Annotated in this window: 16 protein-coding genes; 8 read left to right on the top strand and 8 right to left on the bottom strand. The window is 70.5% G+C overall.

What is annotated here, in order from left to right; all coding sequences use genetic code 11:
* Nucleotides 1–28: 28 nt before the first annotated feature.
* Nucleotides 29–2,371, top strand: coding sequence for an arylsulfatase (locus CSX12_RS06865; RefSeq protein WP_124895306.1), 2,343 nt, complete (start codon nt 29–31; stop codon nt 2,369–2,371).
* 18 nt (nt 2,372–2,389) lie between these two features.
* Here the strand turns inward: CSX12_RS06865 and CSX12_RS06860 are convergent, their stop codons facing one another.
* The 3 genes from CSX12_RS06860 to CSX12_RS06850 form a co-directional block, all read right to left on the bottom strand.
* Entirely contained in the window at nt 2,390–4,930 is a 2,541-nt protein-coding gene (locus tag CSX12_RS06860; RefSeq protein WP_164479548.1) for a LuxR C-terminal-related transcriptional regulator, read from the bottom strand.
* 140 nt (nt 4,931–5,070) lie between these two features.
* Nucleotides 5,071–6,096, bottom strand: coding sequence for an FUSC family protein (locus CSX12_RS06855; protein ID WP_124895304.1), 1,026 nt, complete (start codon nt 6,094–6,096; stop codon nt 5,071–5,073).
* A 110-nt stretch (nt 6,097–6,206) separates the two neighbouring features.
* The gene (locus CSX12_RS06850; RefSeq protein ID WP_124895303.1) at nt 6,207–7,814 is read right to left on the bottom strand and encodes a SulP family inorganic anion transporter; all 1,608 of its coding nucleotides are present in this window, start codon (nt 7,812–7,814) and stop codon (nt 6,207–6,209) included.
* 162 nt (nt 7,815–7,976) lie between these two features.
* On the opposite strand from CSX12_RS06850, the gene CSX12_RS06845 reads away from it, so the two are divergent.
* Genes CSX12_RS06845 through CSX12_RS06835 form a run of 3 tightly spaced genes read left to right on the top strand, consistent with a single transcriptional unit; the run spans nt 7,977 to nt 9,900 of the window.
* On the top strand, nt 7,977–8,435 hold the full coding sequence (locus CSX12_RS06845) for a MarR family transcriptional regulator (protein WP_017203182.1): 459 nt from the start codon (nt 7,977–7,979) through the stop codon (nt 8,433–8,435).
* A 27-nt stretch (nt 8,436–8,462) separates the two neighbouring features.
* The gene (locus tag CSX12_RS06840; RefSeq protein WP_124895302.1) at nt 8,463–9,440 is read left to right on the top strand and encodes a zinc-binding dehydrogenase; all 978 of its coding nucleotides are present in this window, start codon (nt 8,463–8,465) and stop codon (nt 9,438–9,440) included.
* Between the two features lie 58 nt (nt 9,441–9,498).
* Nucleotides 9,499–9,900: a RidA family protein gene (locus tag CSX12_RS06835; RefSeq protein ID WP_124895301.1), complete on the top strand. Its 402-nt coding sequence runs from the start codon at nt 9,499–9,501 to the stop codon at nt 9,898–9,900.
* A 21-nt stretch (nt 9,901–9,921) separates the two neighbouring features.
* On the opposite strand, the gene CSX12_RS06830 is transcribed toward CSX12_RS06835, so the two are convergent.
* The 5 genes from CSX12_RS06830 to CSX12_RS06810 all read right to left on the bottom strand — a co-directional run bounded on the left by CSX12_RS06830 (nt 9,922) and on the right by CSX12_RS06810 (nt 14,117).
* On the bottom strand, nt 9,922–10,998 hold the full coding sequence (locus tag CSX12_RS06830; RefSeq protein ID WP_192576739.1) for a DNA polymerase IV: 1,077 nt from the start codon (nt 10,996–10,998) through the stop codon (nt 9,922–9,924).
* A gap of 49 nt (nt 10,999–11,047) precedes the next feature.
* Nucleotides 11,048–11,440: a DUF1304 domain-containing protein gene (locus CSX12_RS06825; protein ID WP_124895300.1), complete on the bottom strand. Its 393-nt coding sequence runs from the start codon at nt 11,438–11,440 to the stop codon at nt 11,048–11,050.
* 204 nt (nt 11,441–11,644) lie between these two features.
* The gene (locus CSX12_RS06820; protein ID WP_124895299.1) at nt 11,645–12,499 is read right to left on the bottom strand and encodes a CPBP family intramembrane glutamic endopeptidase; all 855 of its coding nucleotides are present in this window, start codon (nt 12,497–12,499) and stop codon (nt 11,645–11,647) included.
* Complete coding sequence (gene trmB / locus CSX12_RS06815; protein WP_124895298.1) at nt 12,496–13,221, bottom strand: tRNA (guanosine(46)-N7)-methyltransferase TrmB; 726 nt, start codon at nt 13,219–13,221, stop codon at nt 12,496–12,498. The genes CSX12_RS06820 and trmB overlap by 4 nt, the downstream gene beginning before the upstream one ends.
* 56 nt (nt 13,222–13,277) lie before the next feature.
* Entirely contained in the window at nt 13,278–14,117 is an 840-nt protein-coding gene (locus tag CSX12_RS06810; RefSeq protein WP_124895297.1) for a DUF3097 domain-containing protein, read from the bottom strand.
* Nucleotides 14,118–14,239: 122 nt separating this feature from the next.
* Here CSX12_RS06810 and CSX12_RS06805 point away from each other — a divergent pair, with 122 nt between their 5' ends.
* The 4 genes from CSX12_RS06805 to CSX12_RS06790 all read left to right on the top strand — a co-directional run bounded on the left by CSX12_RS06805 (nt 14,240) and on the right by CSX12_RS06790 (nt 18,384).
* Nucleotides 14,240–16,273, top strand: a complete 2,034-nt coding sequence (locus CSX12_RS06805; RefSeq protein WP_124895296.1) for a TPM domain-containing protein — start codon at nt 14,240–14,242, stop codon at nt 16,271–16,273.
* Between the two features lie 58 nt (nt 16,274–16,331).
* Nucleotides 16,332–17,075 carry a PspA/IM30 family protein gene (locus CSX12_RS06800; protein ID WP_017203190.1) on the top strand — a complete coding sequence of 248 codons (744 nt, stop codon included), beginning with the start codon at nt 16,332–16,334 and terminating at the stop codon, nt 17,073–17,075.
* 65 nt (nt 17,076–17,140) lie between these two features.
* Entirely contained in the window at nt 17,141–17,947 is an 807-nt protein-coding gene (locus CSX12_RS06795) for an arginase family protein (protein ID WP_124895295.1), read from the top strand.
* Complete coding sequence (locus tag CSX12_RS06790; RefSeq protein WP_017203191.1) at nt 17,944–18,384, top strand: hypothetical protein; 441 nt, start codon at nt 17,944–17,946, stop codon at nt 18,382–18,384. The genes CSX12_RS06795 and CSX12_RS06790 overlap by 4 nt, the downstream gene beginning before the upstream one ends.
* Nucleotides 18,385–18,388 lie beyond the last annotated feature (4 nt).

Here is an 18,388-nt window from a genome sequence, read left to right as displayed (position 1 = left end):
CACGTTCCGGAAGATGAAGGAGACCGTCATGACCCGTGATTTCCAGGGCAGGATCGAACTCGACGTCCGCGATTCCGTCGCGGACTGGGATGCTTTCCTCCCCGCGAAGCCCCGGCAGGGCGCTCCGAACGTGCTGGTCGTGCTCTACGACGACACCGGCATGGCAGCCTGGTCCCCGTACGGCGGACGGATCAACATGCCGACCATGGACCGCCTCGCGCAGAACGGTCTGACCTACTCCCAGTGGCACACCACGGCGCTCTGCTCGCCCACCCGCTCGACCTTCCTCACCGGACGCAACCACCACCTCAACGGCTTCGCGACGATCTCCGAGTCCTCGACGGGATTCCCCGGCTACAACTCCCACATCCCGGACTCGAACGCGACGATGGCGCACGTCCTCCGCGACGCCGGCTGGTCGACCTTCTGGGTGGGCAAGAACCACAACGTGCCGATCGACGAGTGGACGGCCGGCGCCTCGAAGAAGCACTGGCCTCTCGCCCAGGGCTACGACCGGTTCTACGGATTCATCGGCGGCGAGACCAACAACTGGTACCCGTCGCTCGCGGAGGACAACCACTACATCGACCAGCCGTACCTCCCGGAGGACGGCTACCACCTCTCGAAGGATCTCGCCGACCAGGCGCTGTCGATGATCCGCGATGTCAAGCAGACCGAGCCGGACAAGCCGTGGTACCTGTGGTTCTGCCCCGGCGCGAACCACGCCCCGCACCACGCACCGCAGGAGTACATCGACAAGTACAAGGGCGCGTTCGACGACGGCTACGAGGCGTACCGCGAGTGGGTGCTGGCGCGGATGGTCGAGAAGGGCATCCTCCCGAAGGACACGGAGCTCACCGCGCTGAACCCCATGCCGGAGGGCTCGTTCTCGCCTGCCGACGAGGTGCGGCCGTGGGACTCGCTGAACGACGAGGAGAAGGCCATGTTCTCGCGCATGGCCGAGGTCTACGCCGGTTTCAGCGAGTACACCGATGCCCAGGTCGGCCGCATCGTCGACTACCTCGAGGAGTCGGGGCAGCTCGACAACACGCTGATCATCTACTGCGCAGACAACGGCGCCTCCGGAGAGGGCAGCCCGAACGGCTCGGTCAACGAGGGCAAGATCTTCGGCGGGTACCCGGACGACGAGGCCGAGAACCTCCGTATGGTCGACAAGCTCGGCTCGCCCGACACCTACAACCACTACCCGACCGGGTGGGCCGCCGCCTTCTCCACGCCGTACAAGATGTTCAAGCGCTACACCTACCAGGGCGGCGTGTGCGATCCGCTCGTGATCCACTGGCCCGCCGGGATCCGCGCCCGCGGGGAGGTGCGCCATCAGTACCACCACTCCACCGACATCGTGCCGACGATCCTCGAGGCCTGCGGGATCGAGTTCCCCGACGTCTACAACGGAGTCGAGCAGACGCCGCTCTCCGGCGTCTCGATGAAGTACTCGTTCGATGCCGCGCCGGATGCCCCGACGCACAAGCAGACCCAGTACTACGAGATGTTCGGTCAGCGCGGGATCTGGCACGAGGGGTGGAAGGCGGTGACGGTGCACGGCCCGATCAGCGGCAAGGGCAACTTCGAGGAAGACGAATGGGAGCTCTACCACACCGACGTCGACCGTGCGGAGGCCGAGAACATCGCGGACCAGCACCCGGAGAAGGTCGAGGAGCTCAAGGCGCTCTGGATGGAGGAGGCGAAGGCGAACGCGGTCCTGCCCCTCAACGACCTGCAGATCATCGGCAACCCGAAGGACTTCGAGACGTTCGTCGCGATGGAGTTCCACCAGCCCGCGCCGCCCTCCGGTCAGTTCGTGTACTACCCGGGCACGAGCGAGGTCCCGGAGCGCTCAGCGGCGAACACGCACGGCGTCTCCTTCAAGATCGCCGCGGAGGTCGAGTTCACCGCGGAGACCGAGGGCGTCATCTTCGCTCACGGCTCCCGGTTCGGCGGTCATGCTCTCGTGGTCAAGGACGGCCAGGTGCACTACGTCTACAACTTCCTGGGGATCCCGCCCGAGGACCGCGTCTCGGCCCCCGTGCCCGTCTCCGGCACGCATATCATCGGCGTGGAGTTCACCAAGGAAGGCACGGGCGAGCACCGCGAAGGCGTCGGGCCGGTGAAGCTCTACATCGACGACCAGCAGGTCGGGGAGAAGCAGATCCGCACCGTGCTCGGCCATTTCTCCCTGTGCGGTGAGGGACTGACGATCGGCCGCGACAGCGCCGATCCGGTCTCGTCGCTGTACGGCTACGGGTTCGACTTCGCAGGCGGGGAGATCACCAAGGTCGTGTTCGACATCGCCGACGACGCGTACCTGGACCTCGAGGCGCACCTGGCCGCGGCGATGGCCCGCGACTGACGCCGCCCGCGCACGCACTCAGCCGATGCCGAGTGCGTGCGCGGCGGCGGTCACTGCCTCTCGATCCGAGACACCCAGCTTGCGGTAGATGTTCCGCACATGCGTCTTCACCGTGTTCGGCGAGATGAACTCCTGCTGGGCGATCTGGCGCAGCGTTGCGCGGCGGGTCAACGCGGCGAGGACCACGCGCTCGCGCTCGGTCAGCTCCTCCTCGACCAGCACCCCTGCCGTCGCGAGGCGCTCCCGCACCTCGTCGGCGAACCGCGTGCGCGAGCCCGGTGTGGCTCTGGCGGCGAGCAGACGGCCGATCACGGGGTCGGCCAACGCCACGCGCCGGGCGTGCCCCTCGGGCTCAGCGAGAGCGAGCGCGGTGGCTAGCGAGAGCTGGGCTCGATCCGGCTCCCCGGCATGGACATCGAGTGCCGCCTCGACGAGCCACGCGTCGATCAGGGAGGCCGGGAGCAGGCACGGTGCCGCTCCCTCGAGCACGGTCGCGAGCTCCTCGCGCGCGAGGCCGTGGCGGCGGTCGTGGAGTGCGGCCATCGCGCGCATCACACCGGCGTCTCCGGCGGCGCCCAGCCCGCGGGTCATCGCCTCCAGGAAGCAGTCGCGCAGGGTGGGCTCCTCCAGGCGGTGGAAGGCATGCACCGCGAACGAGCCCATCATGGCGTACCAGTGCACCGGCAACGGCGCGTCGTCACGCGGTGCGAGGGTGTCCAGCAGTTCCAGCGCGACGTCGTGCGGGCCGTCGGTCCTCTCCGCACGCACGAGCGAGAGCATGCCGCGGAGTCCTCGCGCGATCGCCGGCTCGCTGCCGTTGTCGATGACCGCAGCGGCGGCGATCAATGCGCACTCAGCGTCGTCCTCGCGCATCGCCTCGTACGGCACCCAGTACCGCCAGACGCGCGTGACCTCGTAGAACGGGCTCTCCGGACGACCCAGCGCCTGCCAGCGATCATCGAGCCGGGTGGCCGAGTCGACCACGTCGCGCAGGCGACCGCGGAAGAGGGCGCTGGTATTGAGGATCGCTCCGGCCTGCAGCTCCGCCGCCGCCATCCCCGTCGTGCGCGCCTGATCGGATGCGAGTCTGGCGAACTCGTCCGCGCGGTCCAGGCGCCCCACGTAGAGCTCGCCCATCGCCGCCTGCAGGTGGGCGTACGTGTCCAGCGGCGCTTCTCCGATGGGTTCGTCCAGATCCGGCTCGCCCCGGTCGAGCGCCTCGAGGAGGCCGCCGCGCCGCAGTGCCGTGTGCAGGTCGATCCCCGTCCGCCACCGTCGCGCAGCGACGGATTCGCCCGCTCCCGCGAGCGAGGGCAGAGCAGCCGCCGCAGCCGACGCGTCTCCGAGATCGAGTTCGGCCGCGGCCAGCAGCATCCGCACCGCCGGGTCCGCGCGCAACCGCGGCGACACGTGAGTGATCGCCTCGAGGACGGCGGCCGCGTGACCGGTCAGGATCAGGTGCATCCCGCAGCGCCTCAGGATCACCTCGATGCATTCCGGATCTCCGCTGAGGATCGCGTGACGGAGGGCGGCGGGATGGTCCTGCCGCCCGGCGAACCACTCCGCCGCGATCGCCTCGAGCGCCTCGACCGTCGACCGTCCTCGAGCCCGCAGCCGGGCGAGGAGGAACTCACGCAGCACCGGGTGGTAGTGGTACTCCACCGCCTCGTCGCCGGGCTGCGCCGCCACGACGCTCAGACGCACGAGGCGGTCGATCGGCATCGTCGTCGGCGTGCACTTCGACAGCGCCTGCGCGAGCTCGAGCGTGAAGACCTCGGGGACAGACGTCACCAGCAGGAACTCCCTCAGCTCTTCATCGAGGTCGGCGAGCACTTCCTCGAGGAAGTAGTCGGCCACCGCCTGCGCGTCGCCACGCAGGGGCAGGGGCGTGAGGTGGGACTCGTCGATGGCCGGCACGACCATCAGCTGCAATCCGGTCGCCCATCCCTCCGTGCGCCGCAGGATGGCGCTGATCTCCCCCTGCGAGACGCGGATGTCCCGCGCGCGGAAGAACGAGCGGATCTCGTCCGCCGCGAAGGCGAGGTCGCGGACCCCGAGTTCGAGGGCCACACCCGTGATGCGTCTTCTGGCCACCGGGACCGCTCCGGTGCCGCGCCCGGACAGGACGACGTGGGCGTTGCCTGGAACGGCCTGGACGAACGCGGAGAGCAGCAGACCGAGCTGCGTCGACTCAGCATGGTGCACGTCGTCGATGATCACCACCACACGGCGATCGGTCGCGCTCAGCGCGCGCGCGAGAGCACGCGCGGCGTCGGCCGTGGCCGCACCGGACACCCTCTCGAGCGCCGTGGTCAGGCGCCGGTCCGCGACCCGCGCGATGGCGGATCGCAGCTCGCCGAGGTCCACCGCCCCTCGCGGCAGCGCGAGCCAGACCACGTCCGTCACCGGATCGTCCCCCACCTCGTGCGCCCACTGGCAGAGGAGGCGCGTCTTGCCCGCTCCGGCCGGTGCGCTGACGAGGGTCAGCGTCCACGGCTGGTTCAAGGCGGCGGACAGCCGCGAGAGCAGAGCAGGTCGACGAACGTCGTTGTCGATCATGACGGGGATGCGAGTCCACGGCGCGCCGGAATCTCGATCGTCCTCATCCATCGGAACCCCCCGAATGAATTGACTAGAGCCTCCCCGCCCTTACCGGGCAGTATGGCATCTCGGACCGGGGCGCTCAACCCTGCGCGGGATCACGGGCAGGTCCGACCGCGACGGCGTGCCGCGAACGAGAGCGCGGCGGGCACGAGCGCGCCGAAGAACAGCGCGAGCGCCACGCCGAGCAGCGTCTCGACGGAACGTTCGACGAAGCGCTGAGACGGCGAGGAGGACGAGGTCGAGAGGATCAGCGTCAGCGCGAGGAAGGTGGTGAACCCCGGGGCGATGTACCAGCGGCTCTCCTGCGTCGCGGACAACGCTCCGACGACGAGCAGGATCAGGGCCGCGTTGAGCAGGGGGCCCGGCCCGACGAGCGCGAAGCACGCCGCGGCGAGCGCGCCGAGCATCACGGAGATCGCCCGTCCCGCGCTGCGCAGGATGAGCTGCCCGCGCACCGGGCGCATGACCAGCAGGACAGCGCCGGTCGCCCACCCGACGTGCTCGAGGCCGAGGGCGAATCCGACGGCGGCCGCCGTGGCCGCGGCCGTGCCGAGGAGGACGCCGTAGACGACCATCGCCCGACCGCGGGGCACCGGTGCCGGCGACAGTGCCGGCGAGGTCCGCTCGGGCCAGGCGAGCGCCACCAGCCAGGCGTACAGCGAACCGGCCGCCATGCAGCCCGCGAGCGCGAGCACCGCCGCTCCCCACGGGAAGCTCAGCCCGATCCCGAACATCGGCAGGCCGAGGAGGAGGAACAGCTGCGCGAGCCGGCCGCTGGTCGCGGTGATGCTCGCCGCGACGGCGAGGGCGAACACGGCGACCACGGCGATCACGGGCGTGGAGGCGACCAGCGAGCCCAGGAGGAGTCCCAGCGCGCTCAGGGCTCCCACGACGGGGATGACCGCGCGCCCCGGGCGCCGCGGCGGCAGACCGAAGGCAGCGGCGGGAAGCACGCCCACCGCGACCGCCAGGCCCAGCGTCGGAGACCACGCGGCCACGACCACGGCAGGGACGGCGTAGGCGGCACCGAGTCCGAACCGGGACCAGCGCCAGGTGATGCCGCCGTCCGGCACGAGGCGCCCCCCTTCCCGACGTGCGTGGTTCGGCGCGCCGTCCGGCATGGTGTCCCCCGTTCGGTGTGTTCGCGGGCGCGACCCCGCCGTGCCGGTCAGCCTAGGCACCGCCTCGCCGATCGTCACGGCGCGTCGGCGAGTTCACCAGGGTGAACGGCTCAGGCGGGTGCGCCTTCGGACGCCGCCGTCATCCCCGCCCGAACGGAGTCGTGCACGCGACCGCTGGAGGCGAGGCGAGCGAACCAGGCCGTGCGCCCCGCGACGTCGGTCGCGGCGGAGGGAAGCGCCGCGAGGTGGAGCACGACTCCGAGCTGGGCGAGTTCGCGATCGAGGTTCTCCAGCGCGTCGAGCACCGTGATGGTCACGACCTCCTGCTGCGCCAGTCCCAGGACCACGGCCCGCACCGGAGGCGACTGCGCCGCGACCAGGTTCAGGATCACGCGTTCGTTGGCCAGGGCGTTGGCGGTGTACAGGCCGCGCTCCAACGCGATTCCGAGGACGCCGTCGGTCGGACCGACGACCGAGGTTCGGGGGATGTTCAGCTCCCGCAGGACGAGCACCAGCGTCACCACCACGCCGACGGCCACGGCCGGGAGCAGACCGGCGGTGAGTCCGATGACCGCCACCGCCAGCGCGACCCAGAAGTCCACCCGACTGATCCGCGCCCAGCGCACGAGCTCGGGGATGTTGATGAGGCTCGCGACCGCGACGAAGACCATCGCGGCCAGCGTCGCCTCGGGCAGCAGGCTCAGCACGGGCCCGAGGTAGAGCGCGACCAGCACCGCCAGCGCCACCGTCACCACGGTCGCGAGCTGGGAGCGGGCGCCCGCGCTCTGGTTCACCGCGCTCTGCGAGAAGCCTCCCGCCGCCGGCATCGTGCCGAAGAATGCGCCGACGGTGTTCGCTGCCCCGGTGGCCATGAGTTCCTGGTCGCTGTCGATCTGCGGTTCCGTCGCGACGCGGAGGCTGCGTGCCACCGCTGCGGACTCGAGGAACGCCATCACGGCGATCGCCAGGGCCCCGGGGACGAGGGCGGTGGCCTGCGCGAGATCCGGGATGGCCGGGACGGGCAGCCCGCTCGGCACCGCGGAGATGAGATCGACCCCGAGGGCGTCGATGTCGGCCAGCCACACCAGGAGGATGCCCCCGACCACCACCACGAGCGTGCCGGGGACCTTCGGGGCGAAGCGCTTGAGCAGAAGGAGCACGACGATCGATCCGGCCGAGAGCAGCACGGTCGGCCCGTTCACACTGTCCAGGGACTGTCCGACCGCGGCGATGGATCGCAGGAAGCCGTGCCCGGAGAAGTCGAACGTCTCGCCGAGGAGCTTCGGCAGCTGACCGACCGCGACCGTCGCTCCGACGCCGATCTTGAGCCCGAGAACCGTCGCGCCGCTGATGTTCTCGACGAGGGACCCGAGCCGGCACAGCCGCGCCACCAGCAGGACCGCGCCCACGAGAAGCGTCAGCATCATGAGCGAGCCCATCGCATCGTCCGCACCCGCCGCCACGCCCGCCGACACCAGCGTGGTCGCAGTGAGGGTCGCGATCGTGGAGGTCGTCGAGACGCTCATCGCACGGCTGCCGCCGAGCACCGCGTACACGAGCATCGGCACGATGCAGGTGTAGAGCCCCACCTGCACCGGCAGGTTCGCGATCGTCGCATAGGCCATCGCCTGCGGGACGACGACCGCCCCGGCGGAGAGCCCCGCGACGACGTCGCCGACGATCCACTGCCGCCGATAGCCGTCGAGCGTGCTGAACATCCACCGCGGCCTGCCCCGTGCACTCATATCGCTCCCTGTCGGATGGCCTGAAGCGTACTGCCTGGAGATGCTCGTCGGCAGCCGGGTCCTGTACCGCGGTCTGGAGTCACCCTGGTGAACCTTCGTATTGTGCACAATTGAATTGTCTGCAATGCTTAGCGCATGTCCGTGACCGATGAGATGGTGTGCTTCTCGCTGTACGCAGCCGCACGAGCGACGACGCAGGCGTACCGCACGCTTCTCGCCCCCTGGGGCCTGACGTACCCGCAGTATCTGGTCCTGGCCGTGCTGTGGATCGACGGCGAGCAGTCCATCGGCTCGCTCGGACAGGCGATGCAGCTCGACTCCGGCACGCTCTCGCCGCTCGTGCGGAGACTGGAGCAGGCGGGCCTGGTGTCGAGGAGCCGGCGCAGCGACGACGAGCGGGTCGTGCTCGTGCAGACGACCGAGAAGGGGGCGGCGCTGCGTGCCGAGCTCGCGCCGCTGCACCGCAGGATCACGGAGCTCTCCGGGATACACGACGACGCACACCGTCGACAGCTCATCGCCGAGCTGCAGGACATCACCACCCGCCTCCAGCACAGTTCCGACACCACCGCGGCCGCACACCCGGCCCACTGACACCGCACCTCGAACGGAGCACACATCATGCGCGCACTCATCCATCCCGCCTTCGGCGACCCGGAGCGGGTCCTCCACGTCGAGGACCGCCCCCTCCCGGAGCCCGCCGCCGGCCAGGTCCGCCTGCGGATCCTGCTCTCCCCCATCCACAACCACGACCTCTGGACCGTGCGCGGCACCTACGGATTCAAGCCCGAGCTTCCGGCCCCGTCGGGCACGGAAGCGCTCGGCGTCGTCGACGCGCTCGGCGAGGGCGTCGACCATCTGACGGTCGGACAGCGTGTCGCGACGGGCGGTACCTTCGGCGCATGGGCCGAGTACATCGTGGCGGACGCCGCGGGCCTGGTGCCGGTTCCGGATGCGGTGCCGAACGAGGTCGCCGCGCAGCTCGTCTCGATGCCCTTCAGCACGATCACGCTGCTCGACTTCCTCGGCGCCCGCGAGGGCGACTGGATCGTCCAGAACGCCGCGAACGGGGCCGTCGGGCGGATGCTCGCCCAGCTCGGTGCCGCACGCGGCGTGAACGTCCTCGGGCTCGTGCGCCGCAGCGCCGGCGTCGAGGAGCTGCGCGAACAGGGCATCGACCGCATCGTCGCCACGGACCAGGACGACTGGCAGGCTCAGGCCGAGGCGATCACGGGCGGCGCTCGCATCGTCGCCGGCGTGGACTCGGTCGGCGGTGCAGCGTCCGGTCAGGTGCTCTCGCTGCTCGCCGAGGGAGGCACCCTGGTCGCGTTCGGCGCCATGGACTCCCCCACGATGGAGATCGCCTCCTCGGACGTGATCTTCAAGCAGGCGATCGTGAAGGGCTTCTGGGGCAGCAAGGTGATCCCCGCGCTCGATCAGGCGACACGCGGTTCGCTGTTCGGCGAGCTCTTCCAGCGCCTCGGCGACGGCACGTTGACCCTGCCCGTCGCCGGCATCTTCGACGCCGCGGACATCGCCGACGCGGTGCGCGCCAGCAACACGCCCGGCCGGGTGGGCAAGGTCCTGCTGCGCTTCTGACGTCCCGCCGCCGACATCGCCCTTCCGCGATGTCGGCGGCCAGGGGCAGAGTGTGGTGATGGAGATCACACTGACACAACCGGCGGGGCTCGTCGTCAGCCCCGCGTTCAGTCACGTCGCCGTCGTGCCGCCCGGCGCGACGACCATCTACGTCGGCGGCCAGAACGGCGTCGACGCCACGGGAGCGGTCGTCTCCGCGGACGCCGGGGAACAGTCGCTGCGCGCCCTCGAGAACGCGCGCATCGCTCTGGAGTCGGCGGGGGCGGGCCTCGACGATGTCATCAGCTGGAGTGTGCTGATCCACCAGGAAGCGGATCTGCGCGCCGCCTACGGCGCTGTCGCGTCCACACTCGCCAGAGAAGGCGCCCCTCCTCTGGTCACCGCCGCGATCGTCGCGGGGCTCGGCGTGCCTGGCGCACTGATCGAGGTGAGCGCCGTCGCCGCTGTGATCCGGGACTGACCTGCGCGAGGCGATCCGGACTCAGATGCGTCCGCGCACGGGAGTGCGCTCGACCGGGTCGGATTCTTCCGGCATCGTCATCTCCGCCCTGACCCCGAGCAGGCGCACCTCCCGCGCTGCGTCGAGCGTCGCACAGAGAGCCAGCGCGGCGGCGACGAACACCTCACGCTCGGTCGTCGGTTCCGGCAGCTTCCGACCGAACGTCCTGGTCTCGAAGGGGGCGTAACGGACCTTCAGGTGAGCCCGGACCACGGGTCGTCCCTCGGCGGCGCAGTCGTCGAACGCCTGGCCGGCGAGCTCCCGCAACGCCGACTCGATCTGCGCGGGATCGACGAGGTTCTGCGGAAAGGTCGTCTCCCGGCTGTGACTGCGGGCCACCCAGGGCGTGTCGTCCACCACGCTCGGACCCAGGCCCGAGCCCAGTCCGTGATACCACACCCCCATCCGCGGACCGAACTCCCCGATGAGCTCCTGCTCGTCGGCGTCGGCGAGCTCCTGCACGGTCGTGATCCCGTGCTGCGCCAGTCGCTTCTGCACCTTGGGTCCGACGCCCCACAGATCCCTCGTCGCTCGGTCGCCCATGACCTCGAACCAGTTCTCCGCCGTGAGCCGGAACACGCCGCGCGGCTTGCCGAACTCCGTGGCGATCTTCGCCCGCACCTTGTTGTCGCCGATTCCGACGGAGCAGTGCAGGCCGGTGGCATCCCGCACGGCGGACTGCGCGGCGCGGGCGACGGCTTCCGGGTCGTCGCTCGTGACCCCGAGGAAGCACTCGTCCCAGCCGACCACTTCGAGCACGATGCCCGGGAGCGCCCGCAGCGCCGTCATGACCTCCGCCGATGCCGCCTCATACGCCTCGTGGTCCACCGGCAGGAACACCGCATCGTCGGGAGCCTTGCGCGCGGCGATCTTGAGCGGCATGCCGGAGCCGATCCCGAAGGCGCGCGCCTCGTACGAGGCCGTCGACACGACCGCGCGCTCGGAGGGATCACCGCGTCCCCCGACGATCACCGGTAGCCCGGCGAGTTCGGGGCGTCTCAGCACCTCCACCGCCGCGATGAACTGATCCATGTCCACGTGCAGCACCCAGTCGCCCATGCACCGAGTGTGGCGCGTGCAGGCGCAGAAGTCACCCCATGCGGGCGCGTCAGGCCGCCGCGACGCCGATCGCCGTCACGATGACGGCGAGGAGCGGGAGGGTGCCCTGCATCGCGGCCGCGCGCAGCTTCGACCGGTCGGACAGCACCAGCACGAGCGCCGCCGCGAGCATCATCCCCGTTCCCGCGAAGACCAGCGTCAGACCCACCGTCTGCCCCCCCACGATCACCAGACCGATGCCGAGCAGAGTCGTCAGAGCGAGGAACAGGTTGTAGAAGCCCTGGTTGAAGGCGAGCTGCTTCATCGTGACGGCGTCGGCCTCACTGGGGACGCCGAAGATCTTCCTCGTCTCGGGCTCGGTCCATCGGAGCGACTCGAGCGCGAAGATGAAGACGTGGAACGCAGCGGCCGCTGCGGCGAGGATGAGTCCGACGATGAGCATGGGCCGATTCTCCCGTTCCCGAGGGCCGAACGGCAACCCGAGCAACGACCGCCCCTCGACGACGAGCACGCCACCAGGCCACCTGTCGGACCATTTCCCGGATGTCGGACGGCTCCCCGGCGATCCGCCCGACATCCGTTGATCCGCCCGACATCCGTCCCGGATCTCCGCCCGACATCCGTCCCGGGTGCGCGTCCGGGGTGCTCAGACGAGGAAGACCGGCAGGAGTCCCGGATTGTGCGCGTGCACCAGCACGGCGAACACCACGGCGTCGAACAGCAGGTGCACCGTGACGACGTACGCGAGCGAGTGCGTCCGGAGGAAGATGTAGCCCTGGAGCAGCGCGAACGGGATCGTGAGCAGGGGTCCCCATTCCCGGTAGCCGAGCTCCCACAGGAACGAGACGAAGACGATGGCCTGCAGCAGATTCGCGACCAGATCGGGGAAGTGCCGGCGAAGCAGGGCGAACACGGTGCAGATGAAGAACAGTTCGTCCCAGATCCCGACCGCGCCGACACCGACGAACAGCCGCGCGATCAGCTCGGGCGTGTCCACGACCGGCCAGTTCTGGTACACCCCGCTGGTGATGAAGTAGAAGGGCAGGATCAGCCACCCGAGGACGAGCACCGCGACCAACCAGCCCCACTGCAGGCGTCCCCAGCGTCGATGGGTCCGCCAGGGGAACGCGATCGCGCGGTCGCGATACAGGAACCGCGAGATCGCGTACGGCACCGCGACGGCGCCGCCCAGCGCCAGGGTGAACCGCAGCATCGCCAGGTTGTCGAGTTCGGCGGCGAGCGGGATGATGCTGACGATCAGCATGCCCAGCGCGATCAGGGACAGGTCTCGGGTGAGCGACGGGGCGCGGCCGATCGCTCCCCCGGGCGCCTCGACAGGTCGCGCGCGCTCGATCAGCCATGCGGTCAGGATGCCGGCGGCGAGCAGCAGCCACCCCAGCCACGGGATCTCCAGCACGAAGAACGCCGGCGCGGCGGCGCACACGAGCAGGGCGGGGATCACGCCGACGTGCGCGGTCGCCGCACGCGGCAGGTCCGTCACGCCCGCGCCCTGCGTCGGTAGACGAGGTCGCGGATGTCGCGCCCCTTCGCGATGCCCTTCCGCTCGAACGCGGTCATCACGCGGCCGTCGAACCGCTCCGCCCACTCCCCGTCGAAGGCGCGTTCGAGCAGCGGCTCGGCGTCCAGGACCTCGCGCATCTGCAGCGCGTAGTCCTCCCAGTCCGTGGCCAGGCGCAACAGGCCCCCGTCACGCAGGGCGCGGGCCGCCGTGTCGCCGAATCCGGGGCGAACGAGACGCCTCTTGGTGTGCTTCTTCTTGTGCCAGGGGTCGGGGAAGAAGATCCACACCTCCTGCGCCGACGCCTCGGGGAGGTACGACGACAGCACCTCGGGGGCGTTCGCCTCGACCACCCGGAGGTTCCGGGCACCGGCGCGGTCGGCGTCGAGCATCGTGCGGGCGAGCCCCGCCCGGAACACCTCGACGGCCAGGAAGTCATCCTCGGGGCGCGAGGATGCGGCGGACACGATCGCGTGTCCCTGTCCGGAGCCGATCTCGACGTACAGGTCGGCCGAACGGCCGTATTCGGCGGCGGGGTCGAGGCGCGCCTCGGGGTGGACGGACGTCCATGCCACGTCACGCGGCACATCGAGCAGGTAGTGCGGCCCGAGCTCGGCGAACGCGCGCTCCTGGGCATCGGACATCCGGCCGCTGCGGCGCACGAACGACACCGGTTCTTCGCGGAAGGTACGGGGTTCGGGCATGTTCCCAGGGTAGCCGTCGGCGCCGAGGCGTCCGCTCGGGCCCGGTCTCGCCGCGCTCAGCCGGCGGGCGCCGTGACGAAGTCGATGAGTTCCTCGACGCGGCCCAGCAGCGCCGGCTCCAGATCGCGATAGGTGGTGACCCTGGAGAGGATGTGCTGCCACGCCCTCGCGATGTCGGCCTGCGTCTCGTGCGGCCAGCCGAAGGCACGGCAGATCCCGACCTTCCACTCGATGCCGCGCGGGATCTCGGGCCACGCCGCGATCCCGAGCGCGCGGGGCGTGACGCACTGCCACACGTCGACGAACGGATGCCCGACGATGCGCAGATGGCGTCCGTGCGGGCCGCGGGCGACGGCGTCGGCGATGCGGGACTCCTTCGACCCCGGAACGAGGTGGTCGACGAGCACCCCGTAACGGCGGGTGGCGTTCGGGGGCTCCGCGGCGAGCAGCTCATCGAGCAGGTCGACGCCCTGCAGGAACTCCACGACCACCCCCTCGACGCGAAGGTCGGCGCCCCACACCTTCTCGACGAGCTCGGCATCGTGCTTGCCCTCGACGAGGATCCGGCTGGGAAGGGCGACGCGCGCGCGCTGGTCCGCCACGACGAAGGACCCGGACGCTGTGCGGCGCGGGCCCTGCTCCTTCGCCGCAGGAACCACCAGCCGGACGGGGGCGCCGTCGATCAGGAAGCCGCCGCCCAGCGGGAAGAGGCGTCGTCGCCCGAGACGGTCCTCGAGCTCGACCGTGCCGCCGTGCACACGGGTGACGGCGCCGCAGAATCCGTCGTCGGCCACCTCGACCACGAGGTCGGTCTCGGCCGCGACCTGCGGCACCTGCTTCGCGCCGCGCTCGCGCCAGCCCGCTGCCAGCACGTCGGAGCCGTACATGTCATCCATGCCTTCCAGCGTATGTGTCTCCGCTGACGGCGAACGGCGAACCCGGATCGAGTGCTGTCGCGTGTCGGGCTCTGTGCATAGACTCGTGACATGGGGAGCACCGGTCTGTCGGAGGAGACACGATGAGGTCTCGATGGCTCGCGCCGATCGTGATCCTGGCAGCGGCCCTCACCGGCGCGTTGAGCGCCGCAGCGGCCTCCGCGACGGATCCCCTCACGCTCGACCCGGGCTATGTCACCGACAGCGCCGGCGTCCTCAGCGCGCAGGAGAAGGAGACGGCGGAGGGCCGCCTTCAGGAGCTCACCGAGAACTCCACAGCCGACCTGTTCGTCGTCCTCGTCGACAGCTTCACGTCGCCGAGCGACCGCGTCGAGTGGGCCGACACCGTCGCGGAGGACAACGGACTCGGCCCCGACCAGTACCTTCTCGCGATCGCCGTCGAGCAGCGCAGCTATTACATCTCGGCGGCCGAAGGCGGCCCGCTCTCGGGCAGCAAGCTGGACGACGTGGAGCAGCAGATCCAGCCGCTTCTCGCCCAGGAGGACTGGGAGGGCGCGATCGTCCTCGCCGCGGACGAGATCCAGGGCGACGGCGGCGCCGGGGCCCTCCGCGTTCTCCTCATCGTTCTCGGGGGGATCGCCGCGCTCGTGGTGATCGGACTGATCGTCATCCTCGTCCGCCGGAGCCGGCGCCGGGCGGTCGCCCGCAAACGCGGTGCGATGCCGGAGAAGCCGGACCCGAACGACCCGTTCTCGACGCTGACCGACGATCAGGTCGCCACGCAGGCAGGGCTCGCCCTCGTGCAGGCCGACGACGCCATCACCTCGAGCCGTGAGGAACTCGGATTCGCCATCGCCCAGTTCGGCGACGCCGCGACCGAGGAGTTCACGCGCGCCGTGGAGACCGCGAAGACCAAGATCGCCGAGGCGTTCGAACTCCGGCAGAAGCTCGACGACGAGATCGAGGACACCGTCCACGATCGGCGCGCCTGGAACATCCGCATCATCCGGATCGCCGACGAGATCGATGACGTGCTCGACGCCAACACGGAGGCCTTCGACGCGCTGCGCAAGCTCGAGCAGAACGCCCCGCAGGAGCTCGAACGCGTCCGCGGTGAGCGCGCAGCCCTGGAGCCGGTGCTCGCCGAGGCCGACGCCGCGCTCTCCGCACTCTCCGGGGTGTACGACGCCGACGCATTGACCACCGTCGCCGACAACCCCGCCCAGGCGCGGGAGCGCGCCGCTCTCGCCGATCGATCCATCGAAGCCGCGGCGACGGCGATCGCGGCGGGCAAGTCCGGTGAGGCGGCGTTCGCGATTCGCACGGCCGAGCAGTCGGTCGCGCAGGCATCCCAGCTCGTGCACGCGATCACCTCGCTCGGGTCGGACCTGTCGGCCGTCGACAGTCGGGCGCGAGCACTCGTGGCGGAGCTGCAGGCCGACGTGTCGACGACGCAGCAGCTTCCCGACCCGGATGGCAGCATCGCGCAGGCCGCCGCTGCGACGATCCGTCAACTGCAGGCTGCGGAGACCGATCTGACCGGCGCCGGCCGCAATCCCCAGCGTGCCTTCGACGCCCTCACCGCGGCGAACGCGCAGATCGATGCGGCCATCGCTCGAGGACGCGAGAGCATCGACCGCGCGCGTCGTGCGCAGCAGATGCTCGAGCAGACCCTCGCCCAGGCGGGCGCGGAGATCCGCACGGCGCGAGAGTTCATCGAGACGCGCCGCGGCACGGTCGGCTCGACGGCACGCACTCGACTCGCCCAGGCGGAGGCGAGCCTCACCCAGGCCCTGACCCTCCGCAGCACGTCGCCGGAGTCGGCGCTGGCGGAGGCCGGGCGGGCGCTCGAGCTCGCCAGGCAGGCCACGTCGTCCGCCTCTGCCGACGTCTCGTCCTACAACGCCCGCTCCTACGACGGCGGCTGGGGCGGCGGACCCTTCAGCGGCGGCGGTGGCGGATCTGGGATCGGCGGGGACATCCTCGGCGGCATCATCGGCGGTCTCCTCGCCGGCGGTGGCGGTGGCGGCAGATCCTCGTCCCGCGGTGGCGGCTGGCGCTCGAGCGGGAGCGGAGGCTTCCGCAGCTCGGGCTTCGGCGGCGGCGGACGATCCGGCGGCGGCCGCAGCGGTCGATCCGGGGGTGGACGCTTCTGATCCCCTCCACAGACACGTACGACAAGCTCTTGAAGACGCCCTCTGAAAGGAATCACGCATGACCAAGCAGTCCATCTTCGGACGTATCTCCACCCTCGTCCGCGCGAACATCAACTCCCTGCTGGACTCTGCGGAAGACCCGCAGAAGATGATCGACCAGCTCGTTCGCGACTACACGAACAGCATCGCCGACGCCGAGTCCGCGATCGCCGAGACCATCGGCAACCTGCGCCTGCTCGAGCGCGACCACGAAGAAGACGTCCAGGCCTCGACCGAGTGGGGCAACAAGGCTCTCGCCGCCAGCCGCAAGGCCGACGAGATGCGCGCGAGCGGCAACACGGCCGACGCGGACAAGTTCGACAACCTCGCCAAGATCGCTCTGCAGCGTCAGATCAGCGCCGAGCGCGAGGCCACCGGTGCCGAGCCGCAGATCGCGGCGCAGACCGAGATCGTCGACAAGCTCAAGAGCGGCTTGAACGGCATGAAGGACAAGCTGGTCGAGCTCAAGAACAAGCGCAGCGAACTCCTCGCCCGTGCCAAGGTCGCCGAGGCGCAGACCAAGGTGCAGGATGCCGTGGGCTCGATCAATGTGCTCGACCCCACCAGCGAGCTGGGCCGGTTCGAAGACAAGGTCCGCCGCCAGGAGGCCATCGCCCAGGGCAAGATCGAGCTCGCGGCGTCGAGCCTCGACGCCCAGTTCGAGAGCCTGGAGGACCTCGGCGAGCTGACCGAGGTCGAGGCTCGTCTCGCCGAGCTGAAGGCCGGTGGCAACGCTCCCCGTCAGGCCATCGAAGGCTCCTGACACCACCCGCGGATGGTCCGGGCCTCGTGCCCGGGTCGTCCGCGCTCTTCTTTCCGGAGGCACCCATGGTGCGATTCCTCGTGATCCCGCAGTGGCAGGGGTCCCCTGCTGCGCGGGCGATGCTGCTCGTCGACGGCGCCTCGGCGATCGCGGGAGACCTGCCGCGTGCCGCCACGACCGTCCTGGAGGTGCCGGTGGAGGCCGGCGAGTCGCTGGGAACCGGCGTGCGGAGGCTGAGCGCGCTGCTGCGGACACGCGAGCTCGTCCACGGTCACATCGATGCCGGCAACACCGTCGTGATCGGCGGCGACTGCAGCGTGACGGTCGCGGCACTCGACGCGCTTCCCGGTGGCACCGACGACCTGGCTCTGGTGTGGTGCGACGCTCACGGCGACCTGCACACCCCCGACACCTCCCCCTCCGGCGCGTTCTCCGGGATGGCGTTGCGCGCTGTGCTCGGCGACGGCGAACCGCAGCTCGTCCTCTCTCCCGCCCTCGCCCCCGATCGGGTGGTCACCGTCGGCATGCGCGCCCTGGATGACCCGGAGGTCGAGCAGCTCCAGCCGCTGAGGAACCTCACGGTCGCGGACCTCGAGCGCCCGGAGTCCCTCCTCGATGCCGTGCGGGCGACCGGGGCGACGCGCGTCTGGGTCCATATCGACGTGGACGTGCTGGACCCTGCCGAACTCGCCGGCGTCTCCTCCCCCGCGCCGTTCGGACTCTCCCCCGCCGCGCTGAGCGCCGCGATCCGCGCCCTGCGCTCCGAGATCCCGCTCGCGGGCGCGACCATCGCCGGCTTCGCGCCTCGCTCGCCCGCCGACGCGGTCGACGATCTGGGCGCCCTGCTGCGACTGGTCGGAGCCGTGGCATGACGACGGACGCGGACAACCGCGCCGCGGATGAGGCACTGGCCCGAGGACGGCGTCTGGATCGCCGCATCCCCTCGTTCCTGCTCCGCTCGCCGGTCAGCCGCCTCGGCTATGCGTGGGGCACGGCCGTCGGCTGGTTGTGGGGGTCGCTGTGGAGCACCGGGCGTGTGGAGCGGCGCGCGGGGCTGTGGGTCTTCCGCGGCATGCCCTCCTGGACCTTCAACCGCGGCGGCGTGTGCGTCGGCGGCTGCTTCCTGACCGGTGACGAAACCCCCAGCGAGGCGGTGCTCCGGCATGAGGCGGTGCACAAGGCGCAGTGGCTCCGGTACGGCTTCCTGATGCCCGTGCTCTACTTCTTCGCCGGACGGGATCCGCTGCGCAACCGCTTCGAGATCGAGGCCGGCCTCGAGGACGGCAACTACGTGCGACGGTCGCGCTGACCGC

Source organism: Microbacterium sp. Y-01 (assembly GCF_003856715.1).
GTDB classification, from domain to species: domain Bacteria; phylum Actinomycetota; class Actinomycetes; order Actinomycetales; family Microbacteriaceae; genus Microbacterium; species Microbacterium algeriense.
Note: the sequence above shows the minus strand (reverse complement) of the source record. Positions and strands in the feature narration are given on the sequence as shown.

Bases quoted from the DNA above. Each gene is read 5' to 3' on its own strand.
- CSX12_RS06865 (WP_124895306.1), top strand. From the start codon at position 29: ATGACCCGTGATTTCCAGGGCAGGATCGAACTCGACGTCCGCGATTCC.
- CSX12_RS06860 (WP_164479548.1), bottom strand. From the start codon at position 4,930: ATGATCGACAACGACGTTCGTCGACCTGCTCTGCTCTCGCGGCTGTCC.
- CSX12_RS06855 (WP_124895304.1), bottom strand. From the start codon at position 6,096: ATGCCGGACGGCGCGCCGAACCACGCACGTCGGGAAGGGGGGCGCCTC.
- CSX12_RS06850 (WP_124895303.1), bottom strand. From the start codon at position 7,814: ATGTTCAGCACGCTCGACGGCTATCGGCGGCAGTGGATCGTCGGCGAC.
- CSX12_RS06845 (WP_017203182.1), top strand. From the start codon at position 7,977: ATGTCCGTGACCGATGAGATGGTGTGCTTCTCGCTGTACGCAGCCGCA.
- CSX12_RS06840 (WP_124895302.1), top strand. From the start codon at position 8,463: ATGCGCGCACTCATCCATCCCGCCTTCGGCGACCCGGAGCGGGTCCTC.
- CSX12_RS06835 (WP_124895301.1), top strand. From the start codon at position 9,499: ATGGAGATCACACTGACACAACCGGCGGGGCTCGTCGTCAGCCCCGCG.
- CSX12_RS06830 (WP_192576739.1), bottom strand. From the start codon at position 10,998: ATGGGCGACTGGGTGCTGCACGTGGACATGGATCAGTTCATCGCGGCG.
- CSX12_RS06825 (WP_124895300.1), bottom strand. From the start codon at position 11,440: ATGCTCATCGTCGGACTCATCCTCGCCGCAGCGGCCGCTGCGTTCCAC.
- trmB (WP_124895298.1), bottom strand. From the start codon at position 13,221: ATGCCCGAACCCCGTACCTTCCGCGAAGAACCGGTGTCGTTCGTGCGC.
- CSX12_RS06810 (WP_124895297.1), bottom strand. From the start codon at position 14,117: ATGGATGACATGTACGGCTCCGACGTGCTGGCAGCGGGCTGGCGCGAG.
- CSX12_RS06805 (WP_124895296.1), top strand. From the start codon at position 14,240: ATGAGGTCTCGATGGCTCGCGCCGATCGTGATCCTGGCAGCGGCCCTC.
- CSX12_RS06800 (WP_017203190.1), top strand. From the start codon at position 16,332: ATGACCAAGCAGTCCATCTTCGGACGTATCTCCACCCTCGTCCGCGCG.
- CSX12_RS06795 (WP_124895295.1), top strand. From the start codon at position 17,141: ATGGTGCGATTCCTCGTGATCCCGCAGTGGCAGGGGTCCCCTGCTGCG.
- CSX12_RS06790 (WP_017203191.1), top strand. From the start codon at position 17,944: ATGACGACGGACGCGGACAACCGCGCCGCGGATGAGGCACTGGCCCGA.